13 protein-coding genes are annotated in these 13264 nt (G+C 67.5%); 10 read left to right on the top strand and 3 right to left on the bottom strand.

Features of this window, described 5'->3' with window-relative positions:
- Nucleotides 1-35: 35 nt before the first annotated feature.
- Nucleotides 36-629, bottom strand: coding sequence for a hypothetical protein (locus AC5Y46_RS17955; RefSeq protein WP_499944645.1), 594 nt, complete (start codon nucleotides 627-629; stop codon nucleotides 36-38).
- 11 nt (nucleotides 630-640) lie between these two features.
- Nucleotides 641-1828, bottom strand: coding sequence for an acyl-CoA dehydrogenase (locus AC5Y46_RS17950; protein ID WP_499944646.1), 1188 nt, complete (start codon nucleotides 1826-1828; stop codon nucleotides 641-643).
- A gap of 35 nt (nucleotides 1829-1863) precedes the next feature.
- On the opposite strand from AC5Y46_RS17950, the gene AC5Y46_RS17945 reads away from it, so the two are divergent.
- Genes AC5Y46_RS17945 through AC5Y46_RS17920 form a run of 6 tightly spaced genes read left to right on the top strand, consistent with a single transcriptional unit; the run spans nucleotide 1864 to nucleotide 7136 of the window.
- Nucleotides 1864-2220 carry a DUF3054 domain-containing protein gene (locus AC5Y46_RS17945; protein WP_499944647.1) on the top strand — a complete coding sequence of 119 codons (357 nt, stop codon included), beginning with the start codon at nucleotides 1864-1866 and terminating at the stop codon, nucleotides 2218-2220.
- Between the two features lie 60 nt (nucleotides 2221-2280).
- Nucleotides 2281-3147 (top strand): SAM-dependent methyltransferase, encoded by an 867-nt coding sequence (locus tag AC5Y46_RS17940; RefSeq protein WP_499944773.1) that lies wholly within the window; start codon nucleotides 2281-2283, stop codon nucleotides 3145-3147.
- 11 nt (nucleotides 3148-3158) lie between these two features.
- Nucleotides 3159-3647 (top strand): GNAT family N-acetyltransferase, encoded by a 489-nt coding sequence (locus AC5Y46_RS17935; RefSeq protein ID WP_499944648.1) that lies wholly within the window; start codon nucleotides 3159-3161, stop codon nucleotides 3645-3647.
- Complete coding sequence (locus AC5Y46_RS17930) at nucleotides 3644-4717, top strand: LLM class flavin-dependent oxidoreductase (protein ID WP_499944649.1); 1074 nt, start codon at nucleotides 3644-3646, stop codon at nucleotides 4715-4717. The genes AC5Y46_RS17935 and AC5Y46_RS17930 overlap by 4 nt, the downstream gene beginning before the upstream one ends.
- Nucleotides 4714-5823, top strand: a complete 1110-nt coding sequence (locus AC5Y46_RS17925) for an LLM class flavin-dependent oxidoreductase (protein WP_499944650.1) — start codon at nucleotides 4714-4716, stop codon at nucleotides 5821-5823. The genes AC5Y46_RS17930 and AC5Y46_RS17925 overlap by 4 nt, the downstream gene beginning before the upstream one ends.
- Entirely contained in the window at nucleotides 5820-7136 is a 1317-nt protein-coding gene (locus AC5Y46_RS17920) for an NtaA/DmoA family FMN-dependent monooxygenase (protein WP_499944651.1), read from the top strand. The genes AC5Y46_RS17925 and AC5Y46_RS17920 overlap by 4 nt, the downstream gene beginning before the upstream one ends.
- Here AC5Y46_RS17920 and AC5Y46_RS17915 read toward each other — a convergent pair.
- Nucleotides 7133-7870 carry an MBL fold metallo-hydrolase gene (locus tag AC5Y46_RS17915; RefSeq protein WP_499944652.1) on the bottom strand — a complete coding sequence of 246 codons (738 nt, stop codon included), beginning with the start codon at nucleotides 7868-7870 and terminating at the stop codon, nucleotides 7133-7135. The genes AC5Y46_RS17920 and AC5Y46_RS17915 overlap by 4 nt on opposite strands.
- 29 nt (nucleotides 7871-7899) lie before the next feature.
- Between AC5Y46_RS17915 and fgd the strand changes: the two genes are divergently transcribed.
- From fgd to AC5Y46_RS17895, 4 genes are read left to right on the top strand one after another with little or no spacing between them, the layout of a single operon-like run.
- Nucleotides 7900-8910, top strand: coding sequence for a glucose-6-phosphate dehydrogenase (coenzyme-F420) (gene fgd, locus AC5Y46_RS17910; RefSeq protein ID WP_499944653.1), 1011 nt, complete (start codon nucleotides 7900-7902; stop codon nucleotides 8908-8910).
- A complete protein-coding gene (gene pta / locus AC5Y46_RS17905) occupies nucleotides 8903-10987 on the top strand; it encodes a phosphate acetyltransferase (RefSeq protein WP_499944654.1) in 2085 nt (694 codons plus the stop codon). The genes fgd and pta overlap by 8 nt, the downstream gene beginning before the upstream one ends.
- Nucleotides 10980-12122, top strand: coding sequence for an acetate kinase (locus AC5Y46_RS17900; RefSeq protein ID WP_499944655.1), 1143 nt, complete (start codon nucleotides 10980-10982; stop codon nucleotides 12120-12122). The genes pta and AC5Y46_RS17900 overlap by 8 nt, the downstream gene beginning before the upstream one ends.
- A gap of 51 nt (nucleotides 12123-12173) precedes the next feature.
- Nucleotides 12174-13025: a putative endonuclease domain-containing protein gene (locus tag AC5Y46_RS17895; protein WP_499944656.1), complete on the top strand. Its 852-nt coding sequence runs from the start codon at nucleotides 12174-12176 to the stop codon at nucleotides 13023-13025.
- The last annotated feature ends 239 nt before the right edge of the window (nucleotides 13026-13264 follow it).

The raw sequence follows: 13264 nt of genomic DNA, 5'->3' as shown, positions 1-13264 counted from the left end.
CCACCACCAGGCCCCGACGACGAACCCCCACCCTTCTAGGTGGGCCAGGCACTCGCGGTGGTCCGGTAGTTGCCGTTAGGTCCGCTGCAGAAGTCCGAGTTGCTACCTGCCAACAGCACGAAATAGCCTTCGCCGCGCTTGATGTCGCTGTAGGGCGGGTAACTCCAGCCGCTGTTGCACATCGACGTCGGGGTGCCCACCGTCGCCCTACGCCAACTGTTCTTGACGCACGCCTTCAGCGCTTCACCGTCGGACACGCTGCTTTTGGCGATCACCAGCATGCCGCCACCCCAGTTGCCGTCGGCCCGACGATAGGCCCGCGCCCCGAACCCGGTCCCGTTCACCTGACAACCCAGGGACCGCTGCAACGGCTGAAACACCGTCGCGACGTCGCGGTTGGCCACACCCGAAGCGGCCGTGATGAATGCCGCCGCGTCGTTACCGTCGACCTCTTGGATATTGGCGTCGTGAAAGCTGTACAGCTGCTGCGCAATTGCGGCGTTGGCGCCACCGCCCACCACGGGTCCGCTGCCGGTCGAAGTCATGGTCGGCAGCGCCGGGTCGGCTTGTGCCGTGGGGCACAAGATCACCGAGAAGGCGGCCAGGGCAGCGCTCAACAGAACTCTCATCAGCTACCCCTCTACCGGAACGCGCCCACGCCGGTGAACGCCTGGCCGAGCACCAGTTGGTGCATCTCCGGAGTTCCCTCATAGGTCAACACCGACTCCAGGTTCACCATATGCCGGATCACCGGGTACTCCAGCGATATTCCGTTGCCGCCCAATATCGTTCGTGCCGTCCGGCAGATCTCGATGGCCTCGCGGGTGTTGTTGAGCTTGCCGAAGCTGACCTGTTCGGGACGCAGACCCACACTGTCCTTGAGCCGGCCCAGATGCAGCGACAGCAACTGTCCCTTGTGCAGTTCGACCGCCATGTCGACCAGCTTGGCCTGGGTCAACTGGAACCCGGCGATCGGGCGGCCGAACTGGGTGCGCTGCGACGCGTAGTCCAGCGCGGACTGCCACGCCGAGCGTGCCGCACCCATTGAGCCCCAGACGATTCCATAGCGCGCCTCCGACAGACACGCCAGCGGGCCGCGCAGTCCGGTTGCCCCGGGCAGCAGGGCGTCCTCGGGCAGCCGGACGTCGTCGAGCACCAACTCGCTGGTAATCGAGGCGCGCAGCGACAGCTTGTGGTGGATGGTGTTCGCGGAGAAGCCGGGCGTGTCGGTGGGGACGACGAAGCCGCGCACGCCGTCGTCCGTCGCGGCCCACACCACGGCGACGTCGGCGATCGAACCGTTGGTGATCCACATCTTGCGCCCGTTGAGCACCCAGTCCGACCCGTCACGCCGGGCCCGGGTCGTCATCGCGGCCGGGTCGGAGCCGGCGTCGGGCTCGGTCAACCCGAAACAGCCGATCAGTTCACCGGCCGCCATACCCGGCAGCCACTGCTGCTTCTGGTCCTCGGACCCGTTGTTCCAGATCGCGAACATCGCCAGCGAACCCTGCACCGACACCAGCGACCGGATCCCGGAGTCGGCCGCCTCCAGTTCCAGGCAGGCCAGCCCGTAGTGCACCGCCGACGCCCCGCCGCACCCGTAGCCCTCCAGATGCATTCCCAACAGCCCTAATTCGCCGAACTGCTTGGCCAGGTCCCGCGCCACCGGCAGGTCACCGTCCTCGAACCACTCGGCCACGTGCGGGGTGACGTGCTCGGCGCAGAAGGCCCGCACCGTGTCCCGTACGGCGATCTCGTCGCTGGACAACGACGCGTCCAGACCCAGCGGGTCGTAGGGATCAAAGGTCGGCGGCGCGTCTGTGTTCATCCCTCAATCCTGCCCGGGACCGGTAGTCTCGCTGCATGCAACCACGTCGTGGGCCGGCCTGGCTGGGCGTAGACGTCGTGGCGATCCTTGCTTTCTGTGCCCTCGGCCGCCGTAGCCACGACGAAGGCGTCAGCGTCGGCGGGTTGGCGGAGACGGCGTGGCCGTTTCTGACCGGCACCGCCATCGGCTGGCTGGCGTCGCGCGCGTGGCGACGGCCCACCGACGTGGCGCCGACCGGGGTGATCGTCTGGCTATCCACCGTGGTGACCGGCATGGCGCTGCGCAAAGCCAGTTCGGCCAGCGTGGCCGCGGCATTCGTGGCGGTCGCCTCGACGGTGACCGCGATGTTCCTGCTCGGATGGCGAGCCGCCTTCAAAGCACTGGACGGCTGACAGGCCGGACACGTGGTACGCGAGGACGGCGACACCTGGGATCTGTTCACCGGCGTCGGAATGACCGCGACGTTCGGCGCGACCGCCCGCGCGGTCGCCACCAACAAGGGGTTGATCAACGATCCGTTCGCCGCTCCGCTGGTCCGCGCCGCCGGGGTGGAGTACTTCATCCGGTTGATCGACGACGAGCAGTACGCGGCCGACGGCGGCGACAATCCGATGATGTCGGGGATGATCAACATTCTCGGGGTGCACGGCCGGTTCCTGGACGAGTTCCTCACCAGCGGCGCCCGGGCCGGAATTCGGCAGGCGGTGAACCTGGGCTGCGGGCTGGATTCCCGCGCGTACCGGCTCTGGTGGCCGGCCGGGACGCGGATGTACGAACTCGACCAGCCCGATGTGGTCGACTTCAAGGTGCGGGTATTGCGCGACCTGGGTGCCAAGCTGAGCGCGCATCGGTGCGCGGTGGGTGTCGACCTGCGCGCAGATTGGCTGACGGCGCTGCGTCGTGCCGGCTTCGATCCGGCCCAGCCCACCATGTGGATCGCGGAGAACCTGCTGGTCGGTTATCTGCCGCCCGATGCGCAGGATCGCCTGCTTCGTGACGTCAGCGCGGTCAGCGCCCCGGGTAGCTGGTTCGCCGCGGATTACCTGCCGTGGACCCCCATGCAGCTGCAGGAAGGGCGGGCCTTCATCGACCAGTGGCGCGGCCAGGGCTTGGACGTCGACCTGACCAAGTTGACGTACAACGCCGAGTTCCATTCCATCCCGGAGAACCTGGCCGCCCGGGGCTGGCAGGTCACCGACCGCAGCATCCTCGAGTTGGTCGCCGCCATCGGATTGGCGGGTCGTCGGCGCATGAGCCCGCACGATGTCGCCGTCAGCCCGCGATACCTCACCGGAATGCTTCCAGCCGACGCGCGTTAGACAGTTACGTGATGTCCACACCTTCGGCGCTGCGGTTTGTGCCCGTCGCGCTGAGCGACCCGCTGGCGCAGCCGCTGCTGGACGAACTGGCCGACGAGTACGCCGACCGGTACGGCGGGGAGCGGCGTCGCTACCGCGACTGGCTGGTCGACGGCCCGGACGGGGAGTTCGCGGCGCCGCACGGCGGCATGCTGATCGGCATGGTCGACGCGCAGCCCGTGACCGGAGGCGCATTCTGCCGGTACGACGACGAGACCGCCGAGATCAAGCGCGTCTGGACGCACCGCGATCATCGCCGCCGCGGGTACGCCGCCGCGCTGGTCGCCGCGCTGGAAGCCGGAGCCGCCGCCAGCGGCTATCGGCGGGTCTACCTGATCACCGGCGACCGTCAACCCGAGGCCGTGCAGCTGTACCGTTCGACCGGATACACCCAGCTGGCCGAACCGCTGCCGACCCGGGGCCCGGTGCTGCCGATCGCCTTCCTGAAGGCGCTTTCATGACTTTGCATCTGGGGGTGGCCCTCGACGGGCACGGCTGGCTCCCACAGGCCTGGCGCGTCACGCCGGGCACCGCCGGGTCGGTGCTCAGCGGCCGCTACTGGGCCGACCTGGCGGTCACCGCCGAACGCGGCTTCCTCGACTTCCTCACCATCGACGACACCCTGATGCCGCAGATCGGACGGGGTGAGCGGATTCGTCCCGAGCGTCTCGCCGGCCGCGGCGACGCGGTGCTGGTCGCGGCGCGGATCGCCCCGGCCACCCGGCACATCGGGTTGATCCCGGTCGCCACCGTCACCCACACCGAGCCGTTCCACATCTCCAAAGCCATTGCCACCCTTGACTTCGTGTCACACGGCCGGGCCGGCTGGCAGCCCAGGGTGAGTTCGACCAGCCACGAGGCGGCGCTGTTCGGCCGGCGGACCGTCGATCCGGCCGAGCTGTTCGCCGAGGCCCGCGACTACGTCGAGGTGGTACGCCGACTGTGGGACAGCTGGGAGGACGACGCGGTGATCCGCGACGCCGCCACCGGACGCTTCGTCGACCGGGACAAGCTGCACTACATCGACTTCACCGGAAAGTTCTTCTCGGTCAAGGGTCCGTCGATCACGCCGCGCCCGCCGCAGGGCCAGCCGGTGGTGGCCGCGCTGGCGCACGCCGGCCCGGTCTACGAGTTCGCCGCCGACAGCGCCGACCTCGTGTTCGTCACGCCCACCGATGCCGATTCACTGCGCGGCATCCTCGCCGAGATACCATCAACACGACTGAAAGTGTTTGCGGACGTGGTGGTTTCGTTTCACGACAATGCTGACTTTGTGTCCGACACGCTGGTCTGGTCCGGTACCGCAACGGGATTGGTGGACATGGTGCTGCACTGGCAGACTCTGGGGATCGACGGCGTGCGGTTGCGGCCGGCCGTCAACGCCACGGACCTGCCGGTGATCGTCGATGACGTGGTGCCGCTCCTGCAGCGCGCCAAGCAATTCCGGACCGCCTACCGGGACGGTGAGACGTTGCGGGAACGGCTCGGCCTGCCGGCGGCGCCCAATCGGTACACGGGGGTGAATCGATGATCCCGCTGTCGATACTGGACCTGTCGCCGATCAGCTCCGGCAGCGACGCGGCCACCGCGCTGCGCAACACAGTCGAGTTGGCGCAGCGCGCCGAGCGGTGGGGGTACCGCCGCTTCTGGATTGCCGAGCACCACTTCGTCGCCGTCGCCAGTGCGGCGCCGGCGGTGCTGATCGGGCAGATCGCCGCTGCTACCAACAAGATCCGGGTGGGTTCGGCCGCCGTGCAACTGGGTCATCACACCGCGGCCTCGGTGGTGGAGAGCTTCGGGATGCTCGACGCCTTCTATCCGGGCCGTATCGACCTGGGCGTGGGGCGCTCCGGTCAGCGGCGTGCCAAGCAGGACAAGCCCAAGCGGCGGGAGCCGAAGCCGCCCCGCGTTTGGCACGAAGTCGACGGAGTGGTGATCCCCACGCCGTTCGACCTCCGAAAGATGCTGGGTCTCGGCCAGATTCAGGCGACCATGTCGGTCCTGCAGCAGCCCGAGGCGGTGACACCGGACTTCGCCGAGATGGTCGGCGACATCATCGCGATGCTGACCGGCAACTACCACGTCGACGGCCACCACCTGCACGCCACGCCCGGGGAAGGCGCCGACCTGACACCCTGGATCTTCGGCAGCACCAAAGGACCCAGCGCCGCGCTGGCCGGAGCGCTCGGGTTGCCGTTCGTCGGCAGCTACCACATCACCCCGGCCACCGCGCTGGAAGCCATCGACGCCTACCGCGAAGCCTTCGTCCCGTCGAAGTCATTGCAGCGCCCCTACGTTGCGGTGTCGGCCGACATCGTCGTCGCCGACGACTCCGCCACCGCTCGGCGTCTGGCATCGAGCTACGGCCGCTGGGTCTATTCCGTCCGGACCGGTGGTGCCGCGCCGTACCCGGATCCCGACGACTGTGAACCGCTGACCGACGAACAACAGGAGATGGTAAAAGACCGCACCGCAACGCAATTCGTCGGCGATCCGGACGAGGTCGCCGAAAAGCTCGCGGCGCTGCAACAGGTGACCGGCGCCGACGAACTCGTCGTCACCTCGGTCACCCATCGGCATGAGGACCGGCTGCGCTCCCACGAACTGATCGCGCGGCGGTGGGGGATCACACCATGAGCCGCAAGCCCATTCACCTGGCCGCTCACTTCCCCGGCGTCAACAACACCACCGTGTGGACCGATCCCACGTCGGGCAGTCAGATCGAGTTCGACTCGTTCGTGCACCTGGCCCGCACCGCCGAACGAGGCTTGTTCGACTTTTTCTTCCTCGCCGAGGGGCTGCGGCTGCGTGAGCACCGTGGCCGCATCCACGATCTGGATGTGGTGGGCCGCCCGGACACCTTCACCGTGCTGGCGGCGCTGGCCGGCGTCACCGACCGGATCGGCCTGACCGGCACCATCAACACCACCTTCAACGAACCATTCGAGGTGGCAAGGCAATTCGCCACCCTGGACCATCTGTCCGAGGGGCGGGCCGGGTGGAACATCGTCACCTCCTCGGATGCGTTCACCGGGGCCAACTTCCGCCGCGGCGGGTTTCTGGGCCACGCCGACCGCTACCGCAGGGCCGAGGAGTTCCTGACCGCCGCCCGTGCCTTCTGGGACAGTTGGGCGCCCGATGCCGTGCTGGCCGACGTCGAGGCCGGGGTCTATGTCGATCCCAAACACATTCGTAGCGTTGAGTATTCGAGCTCACAGTTCGACGTGCGCGGTTACGCGACCTTGCCGGCCGGTCCGCAGGGTCACCCGGTGCTGCTGCAGGCCGGTGACTCCGACGAGGGCCGCGGGTTCGGCGCGCGGCACGCCGACGCGTTGTTCACCCTGCACGGTTCGCTGGAAGACGGGCAGCGCTACTACGCCGACGTCAAGGGCCGGGCCCGGGCCAGCGGCCGGGATCCCAACCAGCTCAAGGTCTTTCCGGCGGCTACCTTCGTCCTGGGCGACACCGACGACGAAGCGCGGGACAAGGCGCGCCACATTCGCCATCAGCAGGTCAGCGGTGCCACCGCGATCGCGATGCTCGAGCAGGTGTGGGGCCGCGAACTCGGCGACTACGACCCGGACGGTCCCCTTCCCGAGATGGATCCGGTCCTCGACAGCGACATCACCCAGGGACGCGTGCGCCACGGGGATCCGGTGAAGGTGGCGCGCCGGTGGCGGGAGCGAGCCGAAGCGGAGGGCCTGTCCATCCGCGAGCTGATCATCGCCGTCACCAGCCGAGAGCAATTCGTCGGCACCGCAACGCATATCGCCGACGAGATCGACCGCTACGTTCAGGCCGACGCCTGCGACGGGTTTATCCTGGTGCCGCACCTGACCCCGCACGGTCTCGACGAATTCGTCGACCGGGTGGTGCCGCTGCTGCAGGAGCGCGGCGCCTATCGCACCGAATACACCGGCACGACACTGCGCGAGCACCTGGCGGACTAACGCGCTTTCTGTAGCGCGGCATCGGTGGCCTCGCGGATCGGGCCGCGCCACAGCGGCCCGTGGCCAGGAGCCAGGATCTCGGTCTCCACCTCGGCCAGCACCGATAGCGTGCGGATGCACTCCTGCTGGCTGTAGCTGAAGATGGCGGGCAGCAGTTGCGGGCCTTCCTGACGCAGCAATGGGTGTCCGGTGACCAGCGCGTCCCCGCTGGCCAGCACCCCGTCGACCAGATACGAGCAGTGGCCGTTGGTATGGCCGGGGCTGAACACGGGTCGCGGACGGCCGGGCAACGCGGCGGCGACATCGGGCGTCAGCGGCTGGGTGGTCGGGATCCCTTCGCGGATCAGCCCACCACTGCGCACCACATGGGCGGTCCACACCGCCCAGCGGGGCCGCCAGAGGCGCAGGGCGAGATCGCTGATCTTGACCTGTTCCAGGTATTCGCGTTTGGCGTGCCCCACCTCGTCGGCGTGGCAGTACACCGGGGTGCCGTGCTCCCTGGCGAACCAGATCGCGGTGCCCAGGTGGTCGATATGGGCATGGGTGAGCAGGATCGCGCGCAGGTCGCCAGGACCGTAGCCCAGCGTGCGCAGCGAAGTCAGCACCTCCTCGCGGTCGCCGGGGTAGCCGGCGTCGATCAGCATCACGCCGGTGTCGTCGGTGACCAGCGTCCAGTTGACCGCTTCGCCGTGGGCGAGGTGGACGCTGTCGGTGACTTGTACTAGGTCCGTCATGCCGGGAAGTGTAGGAGTAGAAAGAAACAGTGGCTGAACTGAAACTCGGATACAAGGCGTCCGCCGAACAATTCGCACCGCGCGAGCTCGTCGAACTGGCCGTCCTCGCCGAAGCGCACGGCATGGACAGCGCCACCGTCAGCGACCATTTCCAGCCGTGGCGGCACAAGGGCGGGCACGCGCCGTTCTCCCTGGCGTGGATGACCGCCGTCGGGGAGCGCACCGAGCGGCTGCAGCTGGGCACGTCGGTGCTCACCCCGACCTTCCGGTACAACCCCGCCGTCATCGCGCAGGCGTTCGCCACGATGGGATGCCTGTACCCGGGCCGCGTCTTCCTCGGCGTCGGCACCGGGGAGGCGCTCAACGAGATCGCCACCGGCTACGAGGGGGACTGGCCGGAGTTCAAGGAGCGGTTCGCCCGACTGCGGGAGTCCGTGCGGCTGATGCGCGAATTGTGGCGCGGCGACCGCGTCGACTTCGACGGCGAGTACTACCGCACCAAGGGCGCCTCCATCTACGACGTGCCCGAGGGCGGCGTCCCCGTCTACATCGCGGCCGGCGGCCCGGCGGTGGCCAAGTACGCCGGCCGCGCCGGCGACGGCTTCATCTGCACGTCCGGCAAGGGTGAGGAGCTCTACACCGAGAAGCTGATGCCCGCGGTCCGGGAGGGAGCGCAGATCAACGACCGCAACGTCGACGACATCGACAAGATGATCGAGATCAAGATCTCCTACGACACCGACCCCGAGCTGGCCCAGGAGAACACCCGGTTCTGGGCGCCGTTGTCGTTGAGTGCCGAACAGAAGCACAGCATCGACGACCCCATCGAGATGGAGAAGGCCGCCGACGCCCTGCCGATCGAGCAGATCGCGAAGCGCTGGATCGTGTCCTCCGATCCCGACGAGGCGGTCGAGAAGGTCGGACAGTACGTGCAGTGGGGCCTCAACCACCTGGTGTTCCACGCGCCCGGGCACGATCAGCGGCGCTTCCTGGAGCTCTTCGAGAAGGATCTCGAACCCAGGTTGCGCAAACTTGGCTGACATCTCCGGGATCTACATCGCCGCACCCGAAGCCGAGACCGGCAAGTCGACCATTGCGCTCGGCCTGCTGCACCGCCTGGGCGCGACCGTCGCCAAAGTCGGTGTGTTCCGGCCGATTACGCGGTTGGGGGACGGCCGCGACTACATCTTGGAGTTGCTGCTCGACCACTCGACTGCGGGCCTGCCCTACGAACAGTGCGTCGGGGTGACCTACCAGCAACTGCACGACGACGGCGACGCGGCGATGTCGTGCATCGCCGACGCGTATCACGCGATGGCCGAGAAGTGCGACGCGGTGGTGATCGTGGGCAGCGATTTCACCGACATCGGCGGCGCGACGACACCGGCCGGGTTCGCGGTCAACGCCCGGATCGCGGTCAACTTGGGTGCGCCGGTGCTGCTGATGGTGCGCGGCAAGGACCGCACCCCGCAGGAGGTCGCTGCCGTCGTCGAGGTCTGCCTGGCGGAGTTGTCGACGCAGCGGGCGCACACCGCGGCGGTGGTGGCCAACCGGTGTGAACCCGACGAGCTGGACGCGGTCCGGGAGGCACTGCGCGAGTTCACCCCGCGCAGCTATGTATTGCCCGAGGAACCGCTGCTGGCGGCTCCGACGGTGGCCGAACTGTGCGACGCGGTCAACGGCACACCGGTCAGTGGTGACGCCACGCTGCGGGAACGTGAGGTGATGGGCGTGATGGTCGCCGGGATGACCGCCGACCACGTGCTGGAACGGCTGCGCGACGGCATGGCGGTGATCACTCCCGGTGACCGCTCGGACGTGGTGCTGGCCGTGGCGAGTGCGCATGCGGCGCAAGGGTTTCCGTCGCTGTCCTGCATCATCCTCAACGGCGGTTTCGACCTGCATCCTTCGATAGCGGCCCTGGTGTCCGGCCTGCGTCTGCGGCTGCCGATCATCGCCACCACGCTGGGCACCTACGACACCGCCAGCGCCGCGGCTTCGGCCCGCGGCCGGGTCACCGCCTCGTCGCAACGCAAGATCGACACGGCGCTGCAACTGATGGACCGCCACGTAGACGTCGCGGACCTGTTGGAGCAGTTGGCCATTCCCATCCCCACGGTGATCACGCCGCAAATGTTCACCCGTCAGCTGCAACAGCAGGCGCGGGCGGACCGCAAGTGCATTGTGCTGCCCGAGGGTGAGGACGACCGAATCCTGAAGTCCGCCGGGCGCCTGCTGCAGCGCGAGGTCGCCAACCTGACGATCCTGGGCGACGAGACGCAAGTCCGTTCGCGCGCAGCCGAACTCGGTGTCAGTCTGGACGCGGCGACGGTGATCGACCCCCGCTCCAGCGACCTGCACGAACAATTCGCCGAGCAGTACGCCGAACTGCGCAAGGCCAAGGGCGTCACCGTCGAGCAAGCCCGCGAGATCATGAACGACGCAACGTATTTCGGCACCATGCTGGTCTACAACGGGATAGTCGAGGGCATGGTGTCCGGTGCGGTGCACACCACCGCTCACACCGTCCGTCCCGCATTGGAGATCATCCGGACGGTTCCCGATGTGTCCACCGTGTCCAGCATCTTCCTGATGTGTCTGCCCGATCGGGTGCTGGCCTACGGGGACTGCGCAATTGTTCCGAACCCGACGCCCGAACAGCTCGCCGACATCGCGATCAGCTCGGCGCGCACCGCCGCGCAGTTCGGCATCGACCCCCGGGTGGCGATGTTGTCCTATTCCACCGGCTCGTCGGGATCCGGCGCGGATGTCGACAAGGTGCGCGAGGCAACCGAACTGGTGCGGTCCCGGGAACCGGAGCTGCTGGTCGAAGGTCCAATCCAGTACGACGCCGCGGTGGATCCGTCGGTCGCGGCCACCAAGATGCGCGATTCGCCGGTGGCCGGGCGCGCCACGGTGCTGATCTTCCCCGACCTGAACACCGGGAACAACACCTACAAGGCGGTGCAGCGGTCCGCCGGTGCCATCGCGATCGGGCCGGTGTTGCAGGGTCTGCGCAAGCCGGTCAACGACCTGTCTCGGGGCGCGCTGGTCGAGGACATCGTCAATACCGTTGCAATCACGGCGATTCAGGCGCAGGGTATCCCCGATGAGTGACCGTCTGGTGCTGGTGATCAACTCCGGTTCGTCGTCGCTGAAGTTTCAGCTCGTCGATCCAGACTCGGGGGAGTCGCGGGCCGGCGGCGTGGTAGAGCAGATCGGGGAACCCTCGTCGTCGGTTGCCGACCACGAAGCGGCGCTGCGCCGTGCGTTCGACCTGCTGTCCGAGGACGGCATCGACCTGCACGACAGCGGGCTGGTCGCGGTTGGGCACCGAGTCGTGCACGGCGGCAACAGATTCCACGAACCGACGCGCCTGGACGACGCGGTGGTCGGAGAGCTACACCAGCTTTCGCCGCTGGCGCCGTTGCACAATCCCCCGGCCTTGACGGGCATCGAAGTGGCACGCAAGCTGCTGCCCGAGGTGCCCCATGTCGCGGTGTTCGACACCGCCTTCTTTCACCATCTGCCCGCGGCGGCCGCCACCTATGCCCTCGACCGGGGCCTGGCCGCTGCTTATCAGATCCGGCGGTACGGATTTCACGGCACCTCACATGAATACGTCAGCCAGCAGGCCGCTGCGTTCCTGGGCCGACCTCTGGACAGCGTGAATCAGATTGTGCTGCATCTGGGTAACGGCGCGTCGGCGTCGGCGGTGGTGGGTGGCCGACCGGTGGAGACGTCGATGGGTCTGACCCCGTTGGAGGGCCTGGTGATGGGCACCCGCAGCGGCGATGTCGACCCCGGCGTCATCAGCTACCTGTGGCGCACCGCCGAGATGGGCGTCGACGAGATCGAGACGATGCTCAACAAGAAGTCCGGTGTGCAGGGCCTGGCTGGTGAACGCGACTTCCGCCGGCTGCGCGCCAACATCGAATCCGGCGACGCCGCAGCCAAATTGGCCTACGACGTGTTCATCCACCGGCTGCGCAAGTACATCGGCGCCTACCTGGCGGTGCTTGGCCACACCGACGTGATCAGCTTCACCGCCGGGATCGGTGAGCACGACGTGGCGGTGCGCCGGGACGCTCTGGCCGGGCTGCGCGAGTTGGGGATCGAGCTCGACGAGGACCGCAACGCGACCGGCAGCGGCGCTCGGCGCATCTCGTCGGACGAGTCGCGAATCTCTGTGCTGGTCGTGCCGACCAACGAGGAGCTGGCCATCGCGCGCGACTGCGTAGGCGTGTTGTAGCTGTGGATAGCCGAATGCGCGGTTTGCCTTGTCCGTGGGACTCTGCCGGTCATGGAGGAGCCGTTCTTCGGCAGCAGGGCGCTGGCCGGTGGGACCTTGAATCGCCATCAGCTGCGCACGCGATACCGCGCTTTGCTGCCCGACGTCTACCTCGCGGCGCGGGCCGAGCCGTTACTGGAGCAGCGCATCGCGGCGGCTTGGCTGTGGTGCAAGGGAGGCGCTACGGTCGCGGGTGCGGCCGCGGCTGCGTTGCACGGCGCCAGGTGGATTCCCCGAGACGTCCCAATCGAATTGATCTGTAACAACTCTCGACCACCCCGTGGCATCGTGACCAGAAGGTGTCTGCTGTTGGACGGTGAAAAGCAGACGATCGACGGCCGTTCGGTCACCACGGCGGAGCGCACCGCATTCGACATCGGCCGGAGGGGAGCACTGCACTCAGCGGTTGCTCGACTGGATGCGCTGGCGGCTGCGACGGGGTTCAAAGTGCCCGATGTACTGGAACTCGCACGATGCCACCCGCGCTCGCCAGGTCTGCGACGTCTGGAGACCGCGCTGGAACTCGTCGACGCGGGTGCGCAGTCGCCGAGGGAGACCTACCTTCGGCTGCTCTTGATCGAAGCCGGGTTCCCGCGGCCGCAGACCCAGATCCCGGTACTGGGCAAGGACGGGATTCCGTTCGCGCACGTGGACGTGGGTTGGGAACAGTTTCTGGTTGGCGTGGAATACGAGGGTAAGCACCACCAGACCGAACGCGGACGATATGTGTACGACATTCGGCGCTTGGAGATGCTCGAGCAGATGGGCTGGATCATAGTCCGCATCGTCGTCGAGAATCGGCCTGCCGAAATCGTGCGCCGAGTGAGAGTGGTGATGGAGGAACGGGGTTGGCGTGGGCAATGACGGCTTTGGTTGTGAAGTCAGGGTTTTCGGAGTGAACGTAGGGCGGGGAAATCGGCGGATCTTCGCCCAGGGTTCACGCGCAACGCCCAGGCTTCACGCGCAACGCCCAGGCTTCACGCGCAACGCGGGAGCGCTCCTGAACAGCGGTAGAGTGTGAGTACTTGGCTTTGGTTGTGAAGTCAGGGTTTTCGGAGTGAACGTAGGGCGGGGAAATCGGCGGATCTTCGCCCAGGCTTCAC

It is taken from the genome of Mycobacterium sp. NGS59 (genome assembly GCF_059812345.1).
Note: the sequence above shows the minus strand (reverse complement) of the source record. Positions and strands in the feature narration are given on the sequence as shown.